20 protein-coding genes are annotated in these 22,056 nt (G+C 57.6%); 8 read left to right on the top strand and 12 right to left on the bottom strand.

Annotation, left to right across the window (positions count from 1 at the left end):
• Positions 1 to 17: 17 nt before the first annotated feature.
• Genes kdsB through prmB form a run of 8 tightly spaced genes read right to left on the bottom strand, consistent with a single transcriptional unit; the run spans position 18 to position 6,223 of the window.
• Positions 18 to 782 carry a 3-deoxy-manno-octulosonate cytidylyltransferase gene (kdsB, locus tag ACQE3D_RS15755; RefSeq protein WP_313729787.1) on the bottom strand — a complete coding sequence of 255 codons (765 nt, stop codon included), beginning with the start codon at positions 780 to 782 and terminating at the stop codon, positions 18 to 20.
• Positions 779 to 970 (bottom strand): Trm112 family protein, encoded by a 192-nt coding sequence (locus ACQE3D_RS15760; protein ID WP_064028587.1) that lies wholly within the window; start codon positions 968 to 970, stop codon positions 779 to 781. Before ACQE3D_RS15760 ends, kdsB begins: the two co-directional genes overlap by 4 nt.
• Positions 963 to 1,964, bottom strand: coding sequence for a tetraacyldisaccharide 4'-kinase (gene lpxK, locus ACQE3D_RS15765; protein WP_313729786.1), 1,002 nt, complete (start codon positions 1,962 to 1,964; stop codon positions 963 to 965). Before lpxK ends, ACQE3D_RS15760 begins: the two co-directional genes overlap by 8 nt.
• The gene (locus ACQE3D_RS15770) at positions 1,961 to 2,395 is read right to left on the bottom strand and encodes an ExbD/TolR family protein (protein ID WP_281020850.1); all 435 of its coding nucleotides are present in this window, start codon (positions 2,393 to 2,395) and stop codon (positions 1,961 to 1,963) included. The genes lpxK and ACQE3D_RS15770 overlap by 4 nt, the downstream gene beginning before the upstream one ends.
• Positions 2,395 to 3,009: a MotA/TolQ/ExbB proton channel family protein gene (locus ACQE3D_RS15775; RefSeq protein ID WP_313729785.1), complete on the bottom strand. Its 615-nt coding sequence runs from the start codon at positions 3,007 to 3,009 to the stop codon at positions 2,395 to 2,397. The genes ACQE3D_RS15770 and ACQE3D_RS15775 overlap by 1 nt, the downstream gene beginning before the upstream one ends.
• A 34-nt stretch (positions 3,010 to 3,043) precedes the next feature.
• Complete coding sequence (locus ACQE3D_RS15780; RefSeq protein ID WP_313729784.1) at positions 3,044 to 4,201, bottom strand: MFS transporter; 1,158 nt, start codon at positions 4,199 to 4,201, stop codon at positions 3,044 to 3,046.
• Positions 4,202 to 5,290 (bottom strand): chorismate synthase, encoded by a 1,089-nt coding sequence (aroC, locus tag ACQE3D_RS15785; protein ID WP_281020851.1) that lies wholly within the window; start codon positions 5,288 to 5,290, stop codon positions 4,202 to 4,204.
• A gap of 3 nt (positions 5,291 to 5,293) precedes the next feature.
• A complete protein-coding gene (gene prmB, locus ACQE3D_RS15790; protein WP_313729783.1) occupies positions 5,294 to 6,223 on the bottom strand; it encodes a 50S ribosomal protein L3 N(5)-glutamine methyltransferase in 930 nt (309 codons plus the stop codon).
• A 73-nt stretch (positions 6,224 to 6,296) separates the two neighbouring features.
• On the opposite strand from prmB, the gene ACQE3D_RS15795 reads away from it, so the two are divergent.
• The 7 genes from ACQE3D_RS15795 (at position 6,297) to ACQE3D_RS15825 (ending at position 12,033) form a co-directional block, all read left to right on the top strand.
• Positions 6,297 to 7,175: an HDOD domain-containing protein gene (locus ACQE3D_RS15795; protein ID WP_064028602.1), complete on the top strand. Its 879-nt coding sequence runs from the start codon at positions 6,297 to 6,299 to the stop codon at positions 7,173 to 7,175.
• 31 nt (positions 7,176 to 7,206) lie between these two features.
• A complete protein-coding gene (locus ACQE3D_RS15800; protein ID WP_071155634.1) occupies positions 7,207 to 7,551 on the top strand; it encodes a hypothetical protein in 345 nt (114 codons plus the stop codon).
• Between the two features lie 45 nt (positions 7,552 to 7,596).
• Complete coding sequence (locus ACQE3D_RS15805) at positions 7,597 to 8,844, top strand: hypothetical protein (RefSeq protein WP_427550987.1); 1,248 nt, start codon at positions 7,597 to 7,599, stop codon at positions 8,842 to 8,844.
• A gap of 326 nt (positions 8,845 to 9,170) precedes the next feature.
• On the top strand, positions 9,171 to 10,397 hold the full coding sequence (locus tag ACQE3D_RS15810) for a hypothetical protein (RefSeq protein ID WP_427550989.1): 1,227 nt from the start codon (positions 9,171 to 9,173) through the stop codon (positions 10,395 to 10,397).
• On the top strand, positions 10,384 to 10,740 hold the full coding sequence (locus ACQE3D_RS15815) for an EamA family transporter (RefSeq protein ID WP_313729780.1): 357 nt from the start codon (positions 10,384 to 10,386) through the stop codon (positions 10,738 to 10,740). Before ACQE3D_RS15810 ends, ACQE3D_RS15815 begins: the two co-directional genes overlap by 14 nt.
• Positions 10,740 to 11,687: a glycosyltransferase family 2 protein gene (locus ACQE3D_RS15820; protein WP_071155640.1), complete on the top strand. Its 948-nt coding sequence runs from the start codon at positions 10,740 to 10,742 to the stop codon at positions 11,685 to 11,687. The genes ACQE3D_RS15815 and ACQE3D_RS15820 overlap by 1 nt, the downstream gene beginning before the upstream one ends.
• 94 nt (positions 11,688 to 11,781) lie before the next feature.
• Positions 11,782 to 12,033, top strand: coding sequence for a hypothetical protein (locus ACQE3D_RS15825; protein WP_313729779.1), 252 nt, complete (start codon positions 11,782 to 11,784; stop codon positions 12,031 to 12,033).
• 135 nt (positions 12,034 to 12,168) lie between these two features.
• Here ACQE3D_RS15825 and ACQE3D_RS15830 read toward each other — a convergent pair whose 3' ends face one another.
• Positions 12,169 to 12,945: an FkbM family methyltransferase gene (locus tag ACQE3D_RS15830; RefSeq protein ID WP_071155642.1), complete on the bottom strand. Its 777-nt coding sequence runs from the start codon at positions 12,943 to 12,945 to the stop codon at positions 12,169 to 12,171.
• A gap of 290 nt (positions 12,946 to 13,235) precedes the next feature.
• Between ACQE3D_RS15830 and uvrA the strand changes: the two genes are divergently transcribed.
• Positions 13,236 to 16,052, top strand: coding sequence for an excinuclease ABC subunit UvrA (gene uvrA, locus ACQE3D_RS15835; protein WP_313729778.1), 2,817 nt, complete (start codon positions 13,236 to 13,238; stop codon positions 16,050 to 16,052).
• Between the two features lie 147 nt (positions 16,053 to 16,199).
• Here the strand turns inward: uvrA and ACQE3D_RS15840 are convergent, their stop codons facing one another.
• Genes ACQE3D_RS15840 through ACQE3D_RS15850 form a run of 3 tightly spaced genes read right to left on the bottom strand, consistent with a single transcriptional unit; the run spans position 16,200 to position 21,907 of the window.
• Entirely contained in the window at positions 16,200 to 19,505 is a 3,306-nt protein-coding gene (locus tag ACQE3D_RS15840; protein ID WP_313729777.1) for an efflux RND transporter permease subunit, read from the bottom strand.
• Positions 19,502 to 20,593, bottom strand: coding sequence for an efflux RND transporter periplasmic adaptor subunit (locus ACQE3D_RS15845; protein WP_313729776.1), 1,092 nt, complete (start codon positions 20,591 to 20,593; stop codon positions 19,502 to 19,504). The genes ACQE3D_RS15840 and ACQE3D_RS15845 overlap by 4 nt, the downstream gene beginning before the upstream one ends.
• A gap of 15 nt (positions 20,594 to 20,608) precedes the next feature.
• Positions 20,609 to 21,907 (bottom strand): TolC family protein, encoded by a 1,299-nt coding sequence (locus ACQE3D_RS15850; RefSeq protein WP_313729775.1) that lies wholly within the window; start codon positions 21,905 to 21,907, stop codon positions 20,609 to 20,611.
• Positions 21,908 to 22,056 lie beyond the last annotated feature (149 nt).

The raw sequence follows: 22,056 nt of genomic DNA on the forward strand, positions 1-22,056 counted from the left end.
AGCTGAAACCACTTGATCTAAGCCCGCGCCAGTCGTGCCGCAACCCGCCGCAAATCCTCCTCGGTATCGACACCGGCTTCCGGGATCCGGTCGATGATCTTGACCAAGACTTTCTCGCCGTGCCAGAGAATGCGCAACTGCTCCAGCGCCTCGACACTTTCGAGCGGCGATGGGCTCCAACCGCAATAGCGCTTTAAAAATCCGACCGTGTAGGCGTAAAGGCCGATGTGGCGCAAATAAGGCATGTTTAATCCGGCGGTGTCGCGGCAATCCGGGAAACTGGCGCGATGCCAGGGTATCGGCGCCCTGCTGAAATACAGCGCGTAACCGTATTGATCGAGCACCACTTTGACGGCATTGGGATTGAAGACCTCATCGCCGTCTTCGATTTTGGCGGCCAAGGTCGCAATGCCGGCCTGGCTCTGACCGGCCAACGCTTTGGCGGCATCGCGGACGCAAGCCGGCGGTATCAAGGGCTCGTCGCCCTGCAGATTGACAACGATGTCGCCGTCCCGCCAGCCGAGCTTTTCCGCCACTTCGGCGATGCGTTCGGTGCCGGATTGATGATTAGGATCGGTCATCACGGTTTGTATTCCCAGCGCGGACACCGTATCGAATATTCGGCTATCGTCGGTGGCGACGACGACTTGCTCGGCATCGGCTTCCAGCGCCCGCTCGCAAACATGGGCGATCATCGGTTTGCCGGCGATGTCCAGCAACGGTTTACCAGGCAAACGGGTGGACGCGTAACGCGCCGGAATCACCACTTTGAACGCGGTCATTTACGCAAGGCTTCCGCTTCTTCGAAACTTAGTTCGCGAGCATCGTCTTCCAACATCACCGGAATACCGTCGCGGATCGGGAAGGCCAGTTTGTCGGCCTTGCAGATCAATTCCTGGTTGTCCTTGTCGTAGATCAGCGAACTTTTGCAGATCGGGCAGGCCAAGATCTCGAGCAATTTTTTATCCATGGGCTTTATCTTTCAGTAGTGTGAGCAATTGTTGAGAGAACGCCTCCGGCAATTCGGCGGCGATCGGCAGATACCAGAAATTCGGCCGAGCAAGGTAGCGGCATTTAACCGCATCTTTCTCGGTCATGATTAGCGGTGTGCCATCGTCGCCACCCAGATCGGCGGCGGTATAGATATGGTGATCGGGAAACGCCGTGCAGGAACACCGCAAACCGGCCTCCGCCAGCTGCCGGAAAAAACGCTGAGGGTTACCGATCCCGGCAATCGCCCGGCAATCCAGGCGGGCAAACTCAGCCAGCGGCCGGTGCTCGCCGGATTGTAGATTGACCAACACATCGCCCAGGCATTGCATGGCAATTTCGCGTTCCAACAGCTCGTTACCGCCGTTGACGACGACCAAATCCACCTGCTTAACACGTTCCGGTGGCTCGCGTAGCGGCCCGACCGGCAGGCAATAGCCGTTGCCGAAACGCCGCTGACCGTCGATCACGACGATTTCGATGTCGCGTGCCAACGCATAATGTTGCAAGCCATCGTCGGACACCAGCACGTCGCAGGCTTGTTTGGACAGCAACTCGCGGCCGGCGGCCGGTCGGTCGGCGCCAACCACCACCGGACAGGCGCAACGCGCCGCCAACAGCACCGCTTCGTCGCCAACCTGGGCCGGATCGCTGGCGGGGGTGACCCAGCGCGGCTTCTGGTCTTTCGCGCCGCCGTAGCCACGACTAATCACGCCGGGCCGATAGCCTTGGCTTTTCAGCCATTCGACAACGTACACCACCAATGGCGTTTTGCCGGTACCGCCGACGGTGATGTTGCCGACCACGATAACCGGCACCGGCAGCTTGACCGTCTTCCAAATGCCGACCCGGTAAAGCCAGCGCCGCAGCCGTATCGCATCGACATAAAACATCGACCAAGGCATCAGCCAGGCGGACAAATACATTTCCTTGTACCAAGCATCCTCAAACCAGCGGATCAGTCTCGCTTTCATCGCGGCTCCGGCTTATTCACGGCAAAGGTAATATGATGAAAACCCAGTTGATTGGCGACATCCAGCGCGCCGACGACGGCCTGGTGCGGCGCCTTGCCGTCGGCGCTGATGATGAACGGTAACAAACGGGTTTCGCCGGCCAGTTTCGCAAGTTCGGCCCGCAAACCTTCCGGAGTTTGGTTGACCAGTTCGTGAAACTGGTTATCGTCGCCGGCCAGCGCGTAAACGCCCTTGGCGTCCACGTACAGATTGATTTCCTTACCGCGCGGCTGAGTGTCGTTGCCCTGGGCTTCGGGCAGATTGATCTTCAGTTCGGAATGATGCCGAAACGTGGTCGCCACCATGAAGAAAAACAGCAACACCAGCAACACGTCGATCATCGGAATCAAACCGATGTCGACCGGCGCCCGGCGCTTGCGGCGAAAGTCCATCAGGTTTCCTCCCGCGCGCCCTGCATGATGTCGATCAAACGCAACGACTCCTCTTCCATCCGCACCACGTGGTCGTCGACCAAACGCTCGAAATAGCGATGAAAGAACAGACTGGGAATCGCCACCGTCAAGCCGGAAGCGGTACAGATCAAGGCTTCGGAGATGCCGCCGCTCAGCACCGCCGGGTCGCCCATACCGCCGACCGCGATGTCGGAAAACACCCGAATGATGCCGTCCACGGTACCGAGCAGGCCCAACAGCGGCGTAATCGATGCGATACTACCCAGCGCGTTCAAATAGCGCTCCAGTTCGTGAGCGACCTGGCGGCCGACTTCCTCGATGCTGGACTTCATGATTTCCCGGCCATGCTTACGATTGACCAAGCCGGCCGCCAGTATCCGCCCAAGCGGCGAGCTGAGTTTGATCCGGCGGATCGCCGCCTCGTCCAACTTGTGCTCGCGGTGTAACTGCCAAATGTAAGGCACCAGATCGACCGGCAAAATCCGTTTGCGTCGTAGCGACCAAAACCGCTCGCCGATAATCGCCATCGCGACGATGGAACATAAAATGATGGGCGCCATCATCCAGCCGCCGTTTCTGATTACCTCGAACACTCTTTCGTTTCCTCGTAGTGACTTCGGACAAATTTTAACCGATTCGCGGCCGGCTTTCCCGAGCAACGCCCAGATAAGCCGCCAGCAAGGCCAGACAGCAGATCAGCGCGGCGATGATGTAAACCAGACGCCCGCCCAGCAACGCCCAGAAGTAACCGCTGTACAAACTACCCAACATGCCGCCGACTCCGAAACTGACACTGCTGTACAAGGCCTGGCCCTTGGCCTGATGGGTTTCGCCGAAATATTGAAATAGCAACTGCATCGCCACGACATGGGCCACGCCGAAGGTCGCGGCATGCAACAGTTGCGCGACAACGGTCAGCGCCAGCGAGTCGACCGCGTCGGCAATCAGCATCCAGCGCACCACGCTCAGTACGATGGACGCCAGCAACAGGCCGCGTGGTCCTATCCATTTCAGCAAGGGCCGCATCGCGACGAAGATTAACACTTCGGCGGCGACGCCGGACGCCCACAGCAGACCGGTCGCGCTGGCCGAATAACCGTGTTGCTGCAAATACACGGAATAGAATACGTAATACGGCCCGTGCGCGGCCTGCAGCAACAGATAGACCAGCAAAAATGCCAACACCTCCGGCCGGCGCAGCACCCGCCACAAACCGGCATCGCCGCTGCGACTCGCGTGACGCGGCGCCGCTTCCGGCGTGATCAGCGCGGTCAACCAATTCAGAATCATCAAGCCGGCAATGATGAGCGGCAAATAAGCGATACTGAAAGCGTCGACAAACCGGCCTATGCCCAACACTGCCGTGATGAACCCGATCGACCCCCACAGCCGAATCCGGCTGTAACGTTGCGGCTCGGCTTTCAAATGAAACAAGGTCGCGGCTTCGAACTGCGGCAGTGTCGCGTTCCAAAAAAAACTGAACAATATCGTGACCGCCGCATACCAACGAAAGTCGCTACGATAGGCAAACGCCGCGAAACTGACTACCGCCAGCAGCGAGGTCAGCCGAATCAGGCCCAGATTGCGGCCGGTTTTGTCGGCCAACCAGCCCCAGCAATTGGGCGCGACGATCTTGGTCGCGACCATCAGCGCGGTCAGCTCGCCGATCTGATCGGCGGCAAACCCGACCTGCCGCAAATACAGACTCCAGAACGGCAGGAACGAACCCAGCGTCGCGAAATAAAAGAAGTAAAAACTCGATAAACGCCAGTAAGGAACAGGCATTTAACGTAGGATCGGCAATCCGCAATCGACGTGCAGGTTTTGAGCGCGGTGGCGCAACAGATGATCCATCAGCACCAGTGCCACCATCGCCTCGGCGATCGGCGTGGCTCGAATACCGACGCAAGGGTCGTGACGGCCTTCGGTAACCACCTCTATCGGCTCTCCCTTGCTATTGATGCTACGGCCGGGCAAGCGCAGACTGGACGTCGGTTTCAACGCAATCCGCGCGACGATGTCCTGCCCGGTGGAAATGCCGCCCAAGATGCCGCCGGCGTGGTTGCTCAAGAAACCGTCCGGGGTGATTTCGTCGCGAAATTGCGTGCCCTTGGTAGCGATGCACTCGAAGCCGTCGCCGATTTCCACGCCTTTCACGGCATTGATACTCATCAGAGCATAAGCCAGTTCGGCATCCAGGCGGTCGAAAATCGGCTCGCCCAAGCCCGGCGGCACGTTGCTGGCGACGACCTCGATCTTGGCGCCGATGGATTCGCCTTCCTTGCGCAAGGCATCCATGTAACGCTCCATCTCGGCAACCTTACCGGCGTCGGGACAGAAAAACGGATTGTTGGGGATTTCCTGCCAATCGAAGGCTTCGATCTTGATCGGCCCCAATTGCGACAAATAACCGCGCACCTGCACGCCGTGCTGCTGCAGCAAATATTTCTTGGCGATCGCCCCGGCCGCGACCCGCATCGCGGTTTCCCGCGCCGACGAACGGCCGCCGCCGCGATAATCGCGAAAACCGTATTTATGGTGGTAGGTGTAATCGGCGTGACCGGGACGGAAGCTGTCGGCGATTTTGCCGTAATCCTTGGAGCGTTGGTCGGTATTCTCGATCAACAAGCCGATCGGACAGCCGGTGGTTTTGCCTTCGAACACGCCGGACAGAATCCTGACCTCGTCGGCTTCGCGGCGCTGGGTGGTGTGGCGCGACGTGCCGGGCTTGCGGCGATCCAGATCGAATTGCAAATCGGCTTCGCAAAGTTCCAATCCCGGCGGGCAGCCATCGACGATCGCGCCGAGCGCCGGGCCATGGCTTTCGCCGAAGGTGGTGACGGTAAACAGTTTACCTATGGTATTTCCGGACATGATCTATAAAGCGCTAGCAAAAAGAGTGTGGTGGGCCGCGACCTGTTGGGCGGTCAACAGAAATACGCCGTCGCCACCGCGTTCGAATTCCAGCCAATGGAAGGCCACGTTGGGAAACATCGCCTGCAAAGTTTCGGCGCTGCTGCCGACCTCGACCACCAAGATGCCCTGCTCCGCCAAATACTGGTTGGCGTCGGCCAGAATGCGAATCACCAGATCCAACCCGGTCTCGCCGCCCTTGAAGCCCATGGCCGGCTCGGCGTGAAACTCGGCCGGCAGGCTTTGCCACTCGGCCAAGGCCACGTAAGGCGGATTGCTGACAATGATGTCGTAGGGTTTGACCGGCAGTTGTTCGAACAGATCGGATTGGAAAAGCTCGACTTGTTCGGTTAATTCGTGTTTCTCGACGTTGATTTGAGCGACCGCCAACGCATCTTCCGACAAATCCAGCGCATCGATACGCGCTTCCGGAAAGGCGTAGCCGCATGCGATCGCGATGCAGCCGCTACCGGTGCACAGGTCCAGCACATTGAACACCTCGGATTCGTCGACCCAGGGTTCGAAGCGCTCGGCGATCAATTCGGCGATCGGCGAGCGCGGCACCAACACCCGCTCATCGACGTAAAACGACAAGCCGGCGAAAATCGCTTCATGGGTCAGGTAGGCCGAAGGCTTGCGCTCGACGATGCGGCGCTCGATCAGATTCAAGACTTCCTGGCGCTCGGACATCGTCAACACACTGTTCAGATAGGCCTCGGCCAAATCGTAGGGCTGATGCAAGGTATGCAATACGATGGCCGCCGCTTCGTCCAGCGGGGCCGCGGTGCCGTGCCCCAGAAAGATTCCGTACTCGGCGAAACGGCTGGCACCCCAGCGAATATAGTCTCTAATGGTGGTCAGGCTTGTGATAACATCCGGCGATGTTGGATTCATAGACGATTGGTGATTAAACATAAGCGGCGGATTTTAAACCAATCCCCCGTGCTTGTCCGAATTAAGCGACACAATGACCGAGGCCATATCTCCCCCGCTAAACAGCAAACTGGCGAAAAACCGCTTGTACCAGGATTGCTTCAAATACATGCAATCCGACTCCCTGGCTTTACCGACCATTCCCGACGTCTCGGTGAAAATCCGTCGGGCGATCAACGAACCCAGTGCCAACAGCAATAAAATCGCTCGCGTCGTACAGATCGATCCAAGCATCACCGCGCGCTTGATCAAGATCTCCAACAGTCCGCTATACAGGGGCCGCCGCCGAATCGAAAGCTGCCCGGAAGCCTTGACCCGGCTAGGCCTGAAAGCCGCCCAGGACATCATCACCGCGTTCGCGCTGAAGGCGGTGTTCAATGCCAAATCGCCGGTGATACGCCGCAAGATGCAGGAACTCTGGTCGCATAGCAGCTATGTCGCGGCGATCAGTGCGGTACTGGCGCACAAGACACCGGGCTTCGACCCGGACCGCGCCATGTTGGCGGGCCTGATTCACGACATCGGCGTCGTACCGATTTTGGCTTACGCCGACCGCCAACCCGACATTCTAACCAACCCCGACGACTTGGCCGAAGCGGTGCGGGAACTGCGCGCACCGATCGGCGTGCAGATCGTTCGCAAATGGGACTTTCCCAGCGATTTCGAGGATGTCATCATTCAGGCCGAAAACTGGTACCGCGACGGCGGCGCCCAGGCCAGCTATTGCGATATTGTAATGATCTCGCAATTGCATAGTTTCATCGGCAAGGTCGACATCAAGAAAATGCCCAAAATGGACGACTTGCCGGCCTATAAAAAAATCGCCGCCGGCAATCTGGACGCCGATCTGAGCATCAACGTGCTGGATCAGGCCAAGGATGAAATCGAACACATACGCCAGATGCTCAGTTAATCCACCCTACCGACACTCAAGGAGTCCGCCGATGAAAACCCCGATTCTGTCTTTCAGCTTTTGCGCCCTGCTGTTCGCGGGCCCCGCCACGGCCGGCACCTTGTCCGGCGGCGCTTGGCAACCCGCCGGCTGCGGCGTCAAACCCGACGCGCCGGTCATCGACGACAGCGACGTGGATACTTTCAATAAAAGTATCGCCGCAATCAACACTTGGCAGCAAAAATCCCGCGATTATTTCGAATGCCTGATCAAGGAAGCCAATACCGACAATGCCATCATCGCCGAATCGGCCAACCAGGCTCAGGCCAAGTATCGGGAAGCCGTCGAAAAAATCGGCGCGGAAGCCGACGCCGCCAAAAAGAAACTGGATAAATAATTTTCGAAGCGCCGATCGGCAAAACACCACTTATAAACTCGCCCCATGAACCGACTCGATTGCATCCCCCTACTACTAACGATGGCGCTGGTAACGACCGGCTGCTCCAGCATCGGCAAAGGCATCACCGAAGCGATATTGGAAAAGCAGGATCAGGAAGATACCCGGGTCTGCGAAATCAAGGGCGACAAATTCAACGGCATTAAACCGCAACTCGAAGTCCCCAAGCGGACGATGAAGGTTTTGATGGTGCATGGCGTCGGCAATCATTTGCCCGGCTATTCCACGCAGTTCATGGAAAAGCTGACCAAGGAATTGGACCTGACCGTCACCAGCAAAAACGTCAAAAATATCCAATTGGCGGATACGACGGTACCGGAAAAGCCGTTGGGCAATTTGCGTATCAACCGCTATCTGGACGCCAGCCAAACTCAAGAATTACTATTTTACGAGCTGACCTGGTCGGAAATCACCGCCAAGGAAAAAGAAGTGTTGTCCTACGACAACTCCGGGGAACAGTCGTTTCGGCGCGCCGAAGTCAACGATCTGCTGAAAAAATTCTCCAACGACACCGGCCCGGACCCAATCATTTACTTGGGCGAGAAACGCGAAGACATCCTGTCGGCCTTCGCCCAGTCGTTTTGCTGGATGATACAGGGCGACTGGAACAGTTTGCCGGATGAAGTGCGCCAAGTTTGCACCACCAAGAACGTCACGCCGTTTTACAACGATAGCTATGCCTTCGTCTCGCACAGCCTGGGCAGCCGAATTACGATAGACGGCCTGCAGAAAATCGCCGCCAAGCTGGGCAACGGCGAAACCGCCAGCTATTACACGGCACTAACCAATATTCTTAAAAATAAGGAAATTCCGATCTACATGATGTCCAACCAATTGCCGATGCTGCAATTGGGGCGCTCGTTGCCCGAAGTCGCCAATCAATCGGCCGCTTATTGCCGAGCCGACGGTGCCAAATACGCCGAACGCATCATGGCCAAAACCTCGATCATTGCCTTCAGCGACCCCAACGACCTACTCAGCTACGCGATCCCGCACGACTTCGCAAACAAGTATTTGGATTCGCGGCTGTGCGTCAACGTCACCAACATCAATATCAACGTGGCCCGGGTCTACGACGCCTTCGGCCTAGGCAAACTGGCGAATCCAATGGATGCCCACGTCGGCTACGATACCGACGACCGAGTCATCGCACTGATCGCCAAGGGCATCGCCAATCCGCATACCGCCGAAACCGTCAAGCAACGCTGCCGCTGGACTCAGACTATCGACTAACATCCGGCGGTCTTTCCGAAGCCCTAGAACTTGCGACATTGCCGCGAAAAACGGCTCCACCGCCATTTCAGCCGCCTTCAATCCAAACCGCGCCACGTTAATCGGCCATATTCGCGCGCATGTTTCGGAGACCTGTTGACGGACTTCCGAGATTTTTCGGCTACAGTTAGATGCCGGTTATCGTTGTTGCGGGAACGCCGCGTGCTTTCTCGAAGACAACGATAGGTTTTCACCTCAACTTGTTAAATCCGATGACACTGCGGGCAAAACCCTATTCGGCGGCAATGTTTGCCGCTTTCGTTTTCGTCTGCGGACTGCTGCCTCGTTTGAGCTACGTATACTCGATGGAAATCGACTACCCGTTTCGAGCCGACGCCGGCAAATATCTGCAACTGGCAATCAATTTGGTCGAAAATCACGGTTATTCGCTGGCCGAATCGGCCCCGTTTACGCCATCCACGTTGATCAGTCCCGGCTATCCGGCCTTTCTAGCGGCAATATTGGACGCTACCGGTGACATCCAGCACTTTTACAATGCCGTTTTACTGAGTCAGGCGCTTCTATCCAGCCTGACCGTCGTGGGCGCGTTCTACTTGGCGTTACGGATCGGCGGCTTGCAAGCCGCAGTCCCTGCCGGTTTGTTGGTCGCGCTGTCGCCACAATTGATTATCGGAGCGGGCTATATCCTGACAGAAACCTTGTCGAGCTTCTTGATCACATTCTGCTTGGCCCTGCTGCTTGCCGGGTTTTCGAGAGGTCGCCCGACCCTATTCGTGGCATGCGGCGTGGTATTGGCTTTAGCGGCTTACGTCCGCCCGGCTGTATTGCTGCTTCCCGGCACGCTGCTGCCGCTGGCTTGGTGGACCCGAAACCATTTAAAAAATTGCCTGATCATGGCTGTGACCGCCGCAGTGATTTGGTCACCCTGGCAAATTTGGCAATCCAAGCACCGCCAAGCCGGAGAAGTCAGTTTGGCTGCGGCGGCCCTGACCTTGGGCGGTTACCCCGACTTAATTTTTAAAAGCCCGGAGTTTAAAGCGTATCCCTACCGAGAAGACCCCCAATATGCGGACATGAGCCAAAGCTTGGGTGAGGCCTATCGGGTCATTCGCGAGCGCGCCGCAGCGGAACCCTGGAAATTTTTAAATTGGTATGTGTTCGGTAAGCCGATGATGTACTGGCAAGCCGAAGAAGTGGCCGGCCCTGGCGGCCCGTACGTTTATAACATCAATTCGTCGGTATTTACCCGGCAAGCCATTCCGGCGGCCAGCTTGAACGGCATGATGGCGCTGCATCCGTTCATCATCGCGCTGACGGCCGCCGCTTGCCTTTGGACTCTGATCGACCTTTGCCGCCGCCGCTCGAGTCCCGCGACCCAGCCGGCGTGGTTGCTTTGCGCGGCGCTGGTCGTCTATTTCACCGCCGTTCATACCGTGTTGGCGCCGCTACCGCGTTACGCCTTCCCGATCTATCCGATCGCATACGCGCTGGCCGCCGGTCTGGTCGCGCGCATGCCCGCTTGGCTGAGGAGGCGCGCCGATGAAACCACTTAGTCTGTTGTTGTGCCTGACTGTAACGCTGGCGTTGGCGGCCGGTCAGTTACTGTTTAAAAAGGCCGCAACCTCAATTTCAACCGCTACTCTCAGCGCCGGACTGCTGGATGCCCTGCGCAATCCCTATTTGCTCGGCGGCCTGCTGTTATACGCACTGACCACCGGCTTGTGGGTGTACGTCCTAAATTCGGTTCCGCTAGGCAAGGCTTATCCGTTCACCGCGGCGGCCTACTTAATCGTGCCGCTGGCAGCGCACTATCTGTTTGGCGAAGTCTGGAATTTACAAATGTTATTCGGCTCGCTACTGATCGTCGCCGGCATCGTCGCGATAGGAAGCGCCTGATGCGGATTGCGGTAGTGATTCCCTGTTACAAGACCGGCGCCGAAGTGCTGCGAGTATTAACCCGGATCGGTCCGCAAGTGTCGGCGATCTATTTGGTGGACGACGCCTGCCCCGAACGAACCGCCGACTGGGTCGAACAACACCTCAGCGATCCGCGCCTGAGAATTCTGCGTCACGCTAAAAACCAAGGCGTCGGCGGAGCGGTAATTTCCGGCATCCGCGCCGCCTTGGCCGACCACACCGACATCATCGTCAAAATCGACGGGGACGGCCAGATGGACCCCGCCCTGATCGACAAATTCGTCGAACCGATTCGCTTGGGACGAGCCGACTATTGCAAGGGCAACCGCTTTTACCGGCTGGATTATCTGCACGGCATGCCGACTTTGCGTCTATTGGGTAACACCCTATTGTCGTTCATCGCCAAAATGTCGACCGGTTATTGGAACATCATGGACCCCACCAACGGCTACGTCGCGATACACGCCAAAATCGCCGAGGAATTGCCGCTCGACAAACTGTCTCGGCGCTTTTTCTTCGAATCCGATCTGCTATTTCGTTTGAACGTGATGCGGGCGGTGGTCGAGGACGTTCCGATGCGCGCGGTTTACGCCAACGAGGTGAGCAACCTGTCAATCGGCCGCATCGTCTTCGAATTTTCCGGGCTGTATTTAAACCGTTTTTTCAAGCGACTGTTTTACAGTTATTTTCTCCGCGGTTTTAATGCCGCCTCAATCATGTTTATCAGCGGCTCGATCTTATTCGGCGGCGGCGCCTTATTCGGCGCCTGGCATTGGTACCACAACAGCATGGCCGGGGTATTATCCAGCGCAGGTACCGTGATGTTGGCGGTGCTGCCTATCGTGTTAGGCTTTCAATTATTACTTGGCGCGATTCAGATCGACATTCAAAGCGAGCCCCGCCTGCCGATACACGGCAAACTTTGAAAGCGCGCCCAACCCGCACGTCGCGCGCGGCATCGTTGCCTAGGCCCTCGCCCCGCTAATCGGCTTTGCCCTGACCGGATTCAGCCCGTATAGCATGCAGACTGTCAGTCAGGTGGTCGATCAAGTATTGGCGCAGCCCGAAGGCGAGCGCTGGACGCCGCTAGTCAACGCGCGCAAGGACGAGCACGTGTACTACTGGAAGACCCTGGGCTTTTCGCGCGCCCGCATCAACTCGGTTGACCGAATCCTTCGAAACCGCCTGGCGCTTGTCGGAGGGCTTGGCTATTGCGACGTCGAAGGAAAGTGGCGAGCAACTCTGCTGTTGTTCTCCGAGCGCTACGCCTGACCCAATTGAGATAGCCAGAACGTACGCCAACATTTCGATCCGCAACAGGCGTAACACAATCCCGACAAGAGTCTGGATGGCGTGGCGGAGATAGACATATCCTATGTGTTTCCAGATAATCTGCGCATTTGCATGTCATTCATCGCGGGTAAACAGCAAGTATTCCGCCCAGTTTGACTCAATAAAACCATAAGGCTGCAGAGCTCGCCGAATCGCCTCCGTACAACCGGGACGGAATCTATCGTGTACTTCTATGGCGAGCATTCCAACCCGGTCTATCCAATCGTCAACACCATCCTTGAAAACTTCATACTCACTCCCCTCAATGTCTATCTTCAGTAAATCGATTCTAGCGTATGAATATTCTTCCAATATATCTTTCACACCCAACGCGCTTATCGACCGACCATCCGACACAGATTGCTCAGATACCTGAAAAGCCCAGGATTCGGCCCCAGGATTTGTGACGAAAATATCGGTTTTTTTAGACCAAAGCCCCTTCAAAACTGCCTTGACATTAGGATAGTCCGCAGTATTTCTCCGTAATAGTTCGAAATTTTGCCGGTCAATCTCCAACGCCAATATTTCCGCCCGAGGAAACCGATGTGCAAACACGACGCTAGCCAATCCAATGTTGGCACCAGCATCGACGATCACTCGAGGTTCACCAGAAATGGGGAAATCAGCTTGAAGTTCCTTAAAAATCTGCATAAACACTTCCGGATCGGAAGTACCGGCCCGAAGAGTTATCGGTTTAGAAATACCTGGCACTTTAACAACAACTTCACTGTTCGCAGGTAAAGACCAAAGTGCTTTACGCATGACCATCGCAATTTTCAGGCCGTGCCATATACCGAACCGCTCTCGCCAAGGCCGAGCCCAGTTGTAAAAATCCATGATCTTGCCGGACATTAATCCCCCAAAGGTCGGATTTAAGCTTTGAAATACATCGTCAACGACCGAATCATAGCACTGCTAATCATTGATAACCAATGTAGGTTTCGGAGTTCAACAAACAGTCTCTTCTGAGTCCGCTAATAAGCCGCCCCGAAATCCGGATGACCAAACAAAAGACGTTCAAATGCGGGAAAACTTAGAATTTGCCATTATCCGGATCAAGGATAAATTACGCAGCCTTCTTTACCCAGACTCGGGCCACCCTTTATAGTATCGAGCTGTGTAAATTTTCACTATGCTCAGCAATGGACACCATAAGCATACGCGGCGCCCGCACCCACAATCTAAAGAACATCGACATCGACCTACCGCGCGACAAGTTGATCGTCATTACCGGCCTGTCCGGTTCCGGCAAGTCGTCGCTGGCTTTCGATACCATTTACGCCGAGGGCCAACGTCGTTACGTCGAGTCGCTGTCGGCCTACGCCCGCCAGTTCTTGTCGATGATGGAGAAGCCGGACGTCGACCATATCGAAGGCTTGTCGCCGGCGATTTCCATCGAGCAAAAATCCACCTCGCACAACCCGCGCTCGACCGTCGGAACGATCACCGAGATTTACGATTATCTGCGTCTGCTATACGCCAGGGTCGGCATTCCGCGCTGTCCGGAGCACGGCGTATCGCTGGAAGCGCAGACTGTCAGCCAAATGGTCGATCAAGTATTGGCGCAGCCCGAAGGCGAGCGCTGGATGCTGCTGGCGCCGGTGGTCAACGCGCGTAAGGGCGAGCATGTGCTGTTGCTGGAAGACTTGAAGGCCCAGGGCTTTTTACGCGCCCGCATCGACGGCGAAGTCTACGAGTTGGACGAGCCCCCTGCCCTGGATTTAAAGAAAAAACACACCATCGAAGTCATCGTCGATCGCTTTAAAATCCGCGACGACATTCAACTGCGGCTGGCCGAATCCTTCGAAACCGCATTGCGGCTGTCGGAAGGCCTGGCGATTGCCGCGTCGATGGAAACCGACCAGCAACTGCTGTTCTCGGAACGTTACGCCTGCCCCCACTGCGGCTACAGCCTCAGCGAACTCGAACCGCGCATCTTTTCGTTCAACAATCCGAAAGGCGCTTGCCCCAGTTGCGACGGCCTCGGAGTGCGCCAGCATTTCGATCCGCAATTGATCGTACACAATCCGGAACTAAGTCTCGCCGGCGGCGCGGTGCGCGGCTGGGATCGGCGCAACGCCTATTACTACCAAATCATTTGTGCCTTGGCCGCGCATTACGGTTTCGATCCGGAAGCGCCGTTCTCGCATATTCCCAAAACCGTCCAAGCCGCGATTCTGTATGGTAGCGGCGACGAGACCATCGCCTTTCAATTCCAAATGGGCAACGGCAAGGCCAAAACCAGCCGGCACAGCTTCGAAGGCATCATTCCCAACATGGAGCGCCGCTACCGCGAGAGCGATTCGCAGATGGTACGCGATGAACTGGCCAAGTATCTGGCGCAGCAGACCTGCACGGTCTGCGACGGCGCGCGCCTGAATTTAGCGGCGCGCAACGTGTTCGTCGAAGGCCGTCCCCTACATCACATCACCCGCTTGCCGATTCGGGAGACATTGGCTTTCTTCCAGACGCTGACGATTCCCGGCCATCGCGGCGAAATCGCCGCCAAAATCAACAAGGAAATCCAGGAAAGGCTGGAGTTTTTAGTCAACGTCGGTCTGGATTACCTGACCCTGGACCGCAGCGCCGACACGCTGTCCGGCGGCGAAGCGCAACGCATCAGGCTGGCTAGCCAAATTGGCGCCGGCCTGGTCGGCGTGATGTACGTGCTGGACGAACCGTCAATCGGTTTGCACCAGCGCGACAACGAACGCTTGCTGAATACGCTATTCAGATTGCGCGACTTGGGCAACACCGTGATCGTCGTCGAACACGACGAAGACGCCATTCGCGCCGCCGACCACGTGGTCGATATCGGCCCCGGCGCCGGCGTGCACGGCGGTCAAATCGTCGCGCAAGGCACGCCCGCGCAAATTCTGGCCGACGCCAACTCGCTGACCGGCCAATACCTGTCGGGCGCGGAAACCATCGCAGTGCCGAAGAAGACCACACCCAACGATACTGCCCGGCAATTGACGATCAAGGGCGCCTCCGGCAACAACCTGAAAAACGTCACTGCCAGCTTCCCGGTCGGTTTGCTGACCTGCGTCACCGGCGTGTCCGGTTCCGGCAAATCGACGCTGATCAACGACACCCTATACAGCCACGCCGCCCGCGTCATCAACGGCGCCAGTTGTATTCCGGCGCCGTGCGCGGCCATCGAAGGCTTGGAGCAATTCGACAAGGTGGTGGACATCGATCAAAGCCCGATCGGCCGTACCCCCCGCTCGAATCCGGCCACCTACACCGGCATCTTCACGCCGATCCGCGAGCTGTTCTCGGCGGTGCCGGAGGCTCGTTCGCGTGGTTACAATCCAGGCCGTTTCAGTTTCAATGTCAAGGGCGGCCGCTGCGAGGCCTGCGCCGGCGACGGCGTAATCAAGGTGGAAATGCACTTTCTGCCAGACATCTTCGTACCCTGCGACATCTGCCACGGCAAACGCTATAACCGTGAAACCCTGGAGATCCGCTACAAGGGTAAGACTATCCACGAAGTACTGGAAATGACCGTCGAAGACGCGGCGGCGTTTTTCTCGGCAATTCCCAGCCTGGCCCGCAAGCTGCACACCCTGATCGATGTCGGCTTGAGCTACATCACCCTTGGCCAGAACGCCGTGACCCTGTCCGGTGGCGAAGCGCAACGGGTCAAGCTGGCGAAAGAACTATCCAAACGCGACACCGGCACCACGCTATATATTCTCGACGAACCCACCACCGGCCTGCACTTCCACGACATCAAGCAGTTGCTCAGCGTGCTGCATACCCTACGCGACCACGGCAACACCTTGATCGTCATCGAACACAACCTGGATGTGATCAAAACCGCCGACTGGATCGTCGACATGGGGCCGGAAGGCGGCAGCGGCGGCGGCACGCTGATGGCGGAAGGCACGCCCAAGCAAATTGCCAAACATAAAACTTCGCATACCGGAAAGTATTTGCGACGGTTTTTTGCTTAGACACGCCGTTCTCCCCTGATTCCCCGCGCAGGGCGGGAACCGGCAAACACCGCTCCGCGCGGCGCCAGAAGAAGCGCAACGCGGCCGCGGCCTTTATCAGTCTTGACGCCATACATTGTCCTCCCGCAGGTTGGCCTCTCCCAATAGTTACTCTTCGAGCGCGATTTCCTTGGGCATATGCCTATTAATCAGAAAATACACCAACGGAATTACCACCAGCGAGAACAACGTGGATGCGATGATGCCGAAGATGAAGCTCCAGGCCAAGCCGGAAAAGATCGGGTCGAGGACAATCATCACCGAGCCCAGCACGGCCGACGCGGCGGTCAGAAAGATCGGGTTCAAACGGGTGGCGCCGGCTTCGATAATGGCGTCGGCCAGACTGATGTCCGGGTTGCCCCGATAGATGTTCTCGATGAAGTCGATCAGAATGATGGAGTTGCGCACGACGATGCCGGCCAGCGCGATCATGCCTATCATCGCGGTGGCGGTGAAGTACACCGGATCGGCGTATTGGCCGACGTCCGACGCAAACAGGTTGATGAACCAAAAGCCGGGCATGATGCCGATCACGGTCAACGGAATCGCGATCATCATGATCAGCGGCACGCCCAGCGAGCCGGTTTGGCCGACCAACAGGATGTAGATCATCACCATCGCCGCCGCGAAGGCCAGGCCCAGGTCGCGGAACACGTCCACGGTAATTTTCCATTCGCCCTCGCCGGCCATTTCGGCGCGATAACCGGGCGGCAGCGGTTTTTCTTCCAACTTGTCGCCCAAATCCCACACTGCCTCGACCGGACTGCGGCCGGCCATTTCGCCGAGCACGTAGGACACCCGCTCCAGGTTTTTATGATAGATGGTCTGATCGCCGTGATCGTGCTCGAAGCGGCCGATTTCGCCCAGCCGCACCAGCTTGCCCTGCCCGGTTTTAACCGACAGCGCCAGCAAATCGGCCTCCGACGAACGGGCCGAACGCGGCAAGCGCAGCTCGATCAACAGCGGCTGGCGCTCGCTGGCAATATGCAAGGTGCCGGCAACCCCACCGTCCACGGCCAATTTCAGACTGTTGGCGACTTGCTCGGTAGTGATGCCAAGCCACGCGGCCTTGTCCTGATCGAGCATGAAATGCAAGCGGTCTTGCGGCGCTTCGACGTAATCGTCGACATCGACCACGCCTTCGGTTTGTTCCAATTCAGCCCGCACCCGGTTGGAAACCTTGATGATGTCCTGATAGCTCGCTTCCGGTGGACCGTAGAGCTCCGCGACCACGCTGGACAATACCGGAGGCCCCGGCGGCATTTCGACGATCTTGATGTTGGCGCCGTATTGGCGTTCGATTTTGTCGATCTCGGGCCTCATTCTTAATGCAATCGCATGCGACTGTTGTTCGCGGCGAGTCTTATCGACGAATACCACGCGGATGTCGCCGACGTAAGCGCCTTGGCGCAAATAGTAATGCCGCACCAAACCGTTGAAATCCATCGGCGAGGCCAAACCGACATAGCTTTGATAATTGGCGACCTCGTTGACGGTGGCCAGATAGCGCCCGACCGCCGCCGCGACTTCGTCGGTGGCTTCCAGCGACGAGCCGCGCGGCATGTCGATGACCAATTGCAGCTCGTTTTTATTGTCGAACGGCAAGAGTTTCAAAGGCACGACGCGGAACACCGCCATCAACGCCGACAACACGAAGGCAATGAATACGATCAGCAAAAACCCCTTGGCCTTGGCTTGATTGCCCAACAGCGGCCGCATGATGGCTTGATACAGCTTGAAGCCGCGCGTGTCGTGTAGTTTGAACTCGGGACCATGATCCTTGCCGTAATCGCCTTTCAGTAGTTTGTAGCTGGCCCAAGGTGTAACGGTAAAGGCGATCAGCAACGACATCAGCATCGCGATCGGCACGTTGAAAGCCATCGGTGCCATGTACGGCCCCATCATGCCGGTGATGAAAAACATCGGCACGAAGGACATGATCACCGCAAAGGTCGCCAATATCGTCGGCGGACGAATCTCGTTGACTGCGGTCAGCAAGGCTTGTAGCGGCGGTTCCTTGCGCATCTTGTAATGGCGATGGATGTTCTCGACATCGACGATCGGGTCGTCGACCAACAAGCCCAAGGACAAGATCAACGCGAACAGCGTAACCCGATTGATGGTGTAGCCGAAGATCAGATCCAGCAGCAGCGTTACAGCGAACGTCATCGGCACCGCCAACGACACGATTAGCGATTCCTTAAAACCCAAGGACAAGGCCAGCAACACGATGATGGTCAAAATCGCGATGCTCAAGTGCATCACCAGTTCGTTGACCTTATGGTTGGCGGTTTCGCCGTAGTTGCGGGTGACGTTGATTTGCACATCATCCGGTATCAGCGTGCCGTGTAATTGTTCGGTCAACGCCAGTACTTGTTCGGCGACGGCTACCGCGTTGGCACCCTTGCGCTTGGCGATCGCGATGGTCGCCATTTGCCTTTCCTCGCCCGCCAGGGATGATGGAAATGCGGCAGCGGGTCCGCCGCCGATTTGCACCTGTTGCCCGGAAGCATATCCAACCGTTTCCGCTTCATGCGCCGCCGGACCAAAACCAATTCGGGTGTAGTAGTCGGTATCTTGCGGACCGTCGAGGATTTCGGCGACGTCACGCAGATAAACCAAACGGCCGCCGACGTTTTTCAACACCGTGGCGCCGACGGCTTCGAGGTTTTGATACTGCGGCCCCGCTTCCAGCAAGATGTCTTTTCCGGCTTGATTGAAATGACCGATTTGCAGATTGGCATTGCCTTGCGACAAGGCCTGCCGCAGCTCCGCCAAATCCAGACCGGCGGCTTGCAGCTTGGCGGGGTCGGGGTATACCGAAATCATCCTGGGCGCCGCGCCGACCACCCAACTTTTGCCGATGTCGTCGATCGCGCGCAGGCGTTCGATCAATTCCTCGGCGATCCGGCGAACCGCCATGCTGTCTTCGCCGGCCCTGGGGCTGGACAAGCTGAGCAGCACGATAGGCACGTCGTCGATTTCGACCGGCTTAACCACCCAATCGGTGACGCCCGGCGGGATGATGTCCAGATTGGCCTGCAACTTATCGTGGGTCTTGATCAAGCTATCGACGATGCTTTGCCCCACTTCATAGCGCACCGTGACCAGCGCCTGACCGGGACTGGACGCGGAGTAAACATATTCCACGCCTTGAATTTGCTTTAGAAACACTTCCAGCGGAGTCGTCACGCGCTTCTCGACTTCCTCGGCCGTCGCGCCGGGATATTTGACGAACACATCCATCACCGGCACGACGATTTGCGGATCTTCCTCGCGCGGCGTCAGTATCAGCGCCGCCGCGCCGGCCAGTAGCGAGATCAGCAGGAACAGCAGCGACAGATGCGACGTGGTGAACAGCCGGACAATCGCCACCGTCAGCGTGTCTTTTTTGGCCTCATTGCTCGAACTCATAAGGCCAGCTCGCTATCCGCCAGGATGGTTTCGCCGTCGCGCAGGCCGGTCAGCACTTCGAGCCGTTCGCCGTAACGCTTGCCGGTGCGGATGTGCCGAACATGCCACCCACCGTTTTCGACCACGCGCACCGCCTGCAATTGGCCGATATTCAGTACCGCGCCGGCCGGGATTAATAGGGCCGATTCGACCGAATCGCAAGGCAACGCCAAGGTGGCGAATTGACCGTGCTGCAAGCCGGGCGTGACCGGCAAATCGATTTTGACCAGACGGGTGCGGGTTTGCGGATCGACTTCCGGCGCCAATTCCGCCCCCCGGCCGGTCAGCTCAACGCCGTCGATACGCACCGCCGCGGCATCGCCCAAACCGATGCGGCCGCTACACGCGCTGGCGACCGGCACTTCCAGTCTGAGCGCATCGGGCTGATGAAAACTGACCACCGGCTGCCCCGGCGCACCCATATCGCCGGGGTCTTGGTAACGTTCGCCCACCACGCCGTCGAACGGCGCGTACAACACGTTTTCGGCCATCATCACCTGACTTTGCCGAGCCGAACTGGCGGCCTGCTCGGCCAAGGCCCTGGCCGCCTTCGCCCGAGCCAGCGCGGCGTCGTAGCTTTGTCGTGTCGCGGCTTGTTTTTCGAACAGTTCGCTAGCGCGTTTTTCGTCGGCCGCCGCTTGCACGGCCTGAGCCTGAGCCGCGGCCTGCGCCGAAGTCGCGGCGCTATAAGCGGCACGCAGGTCGCGGTCGTCCAGTTTGGCAATCACCTCGCCTTTTTTCAGCCTGTCGCCAACCTTAACCGGAATCTCCACTATCCGAGCGGAAAATTTCGGACTGATTTTGACGGCCTGGCGCGAACGCACCACGCCCTGCCATTCCAACAGCCGATCGGCACCGGCCAACGAGACCCGGTAAGTTCGAGCGCCGGACGGCACCGAATTAACGGCGGCCGGAGTAGTACCGACTTCGGTTTTTTCTGGGCCGCCGATGATGCCCAATGCGACGAAAATAACCAACAACAGCGCCGAAACGGCGGCCAGCGGAATTGCCCAAGCAGGCAACGCGGAATGAGTATTCGAAGAGGTCATGTTCCTTCCTGAAGTTTATTGCCAAGCACCGTAAGCCTGCTTGAGTTCCGCATCGGCGCGCAACGCGTCGTATCGGGCGTTGATTTGCCTGGTGTGGGCCTTGTCTCTAGCCACTTCGGCTTCGATATAGCGGGTAACCGTCACGACGCCAGCCTGATATTGCTCGCTGACCTGCCTCAGAGCTTCTTCGGCCGCCAACACCGCGACGCCCGCGACTTGCACGCGATTCAGGGCTTCCGACAGTTTCAGGCGCGCACTGTGCAACTCGTTTTCGATACGTAACCGGGTCTGACGCGCCGCTTCTTGGGCGGCGATCAATTCGTGCTCGGCCTTTTTGATGCGTTCTTGCGTGGCGAAACCTGAAAACAAGTCCAGCTCGACCGTGACGCCGGCAGTGACATTGTCGCGATTGGCACTGAAAGCCAAGTCCCGGCTATCGGAGCCGTAACTGACGTAAGCATCGGCGCGCGGTAAATGCGCGCCTTGCGCGGCCGAAAGTTGCCGTTCGGCGATTTCGACTCGTTTTTGGGCCGCCTGTAATTCCGGATGGGTCCGCGCTTGATTCAACAGCTCGTCGTAAGCCGCCGGCGTGGCCGGTAACGCGGCCTCCGCCTCCGCTATCGACAATGGCTCGCCGGCACCCAAGCCGAGCAAGGTTTTCAACATGTTCTGTGCCAGTTCGATGGCGTTGGCCGCTTGAATTTCCGCATCCTTGGCTTCGGCCAATTGGACCTCCAGCGACAAGACTTCCGACTTCAGCAAGGTGCCCGCCTCGTAACGCAAGCGGGATTGGCGCAACTCGCTGTCAACCGCGTCGACCGCGCCGATACTGACCTTGTGCGCCGCGACCGCGGCCAGTTCGCCGTAATAGGCGGCGGTCACGTTATTCAGCAAATGATTGCGAAGCGCCGATTTTTCCAGCTCCGACGCCTCAACTCCCAGCTCTGCGGCCTTACCGAGATAGTAATCCCGACCGCCGCGAAACAGCGAATAACTAGCCGTGACTTGGGGGCGATAGTTATCCACGCCGCCTGGGTGGTTAAAATCACCGCTGTTAAAATCGAGCCGCCGCTGAGCGATGATCATAGCGAACGCTTGCGCCGGATTGTCGCTGTGCTGGTAGGACAAGCTGGCTTTGACCTGCGGATAAAAACTGGCCAAGGCTTCGCCGAGTTGGGCATTCGCCTGCTCGATTCTAGCTTGCAGAATGTTGAGTTCGGGATTGCCGGCCAACGCTTGATCGATGGCCCGCGCCAATGTGTAAACCGAGCCGGCCGACTCGGCATGGGCCGTCAAACCCAATGACGAAGCCATCAGCAAGACTGCGAAACGTGTACCTGTTGTGTGCATGGCGTTGAAATGGGGGTAATTAAGTATTTCCTAATATATAGCCAAGCCGAGCATTTTTCCAGCCTTAAATTCATAAGACCTCGCAAGCTACCCCTCAAAAATAAACGACTTTT

The sequence above is a fragment of the Methylomonas sp. MS20 genome (assembly GCF_050275925.1).
Classification (GTDB): Bacteria; Pseudomonadota; Gammaproteobacteria; order Methylococcales; family Methylomonadaceae; genus Methylomonas; species Methylomonas koyamae_A.